Annotated in this window: 1 protein-coding gene and 1 pseudogene; one reads left to right on the top strand and one right to left on the bottom strand. The window is 63.8% G+C overall.

From position 1 onward, the window contains the following. Nucleotides 1-100, top strand: a pseudogene (locus tag ACFYXH_RS37245) (IS481 family transposase); the annotation flags it as partial. On the opposite strand, the gene ACFYXH_RS37240 reads toward ACFYXH_RS37245, so the two are convergent. Beyond that, the gene (locus ACFYXH_RS37240) at nt 97-237 is read right to left on the bottom strand and encodes a hypothetical protein (RefSeq protein ID WP_389572868.1); all 141 of its coding nucleotides are present in this window, start codon (nt 235-237) and stop codon (nt 97-99) included. The pseudogene ACFYXH_RS37245 and the gene ACFYXH_RS37240 sit on opposite strands and share 4 nt — an antisense overlap. Nucleotides 238-254 lie beyond the last annotated feature (17 nt).

The raw sequence follows: 254 nt of genomic DNA, 5'->3' as shown, positions 1-254 counted from the left end.
GCACTGGCTTCACACCTACAATCACCACCGCGGACACACCGCGCTGAAAGGCCAACCACCCGCCAGCCGCGTCCCTAACCTCACAGGGCAATACACCTAGGGCAGATCCTCCACGTCGACGGGCGTGTTGGTGTCGCTGTACGTGCCGTCGCCGAGTTGGCCGTACTGGTTCCATCCCCAGGCTTTGACGGTGCGGTTGGAGGAAATGGCGAGACTATGGTGATTGCCGCCCGCGATGGCGCGGGCGTGGGTCA

The organism is Streptomyces sp. NPDC002730 (assembly GCF_042888805.1).
Taxonomy (GTDB): Bacteria; Actinomycetota; Actinomycetes; order Streptomycetales; family Streptomycetaceae; genus Streptomyces.
This window is presented reverse-complemented; position numbering and strand designations above follow the sequence as displayed.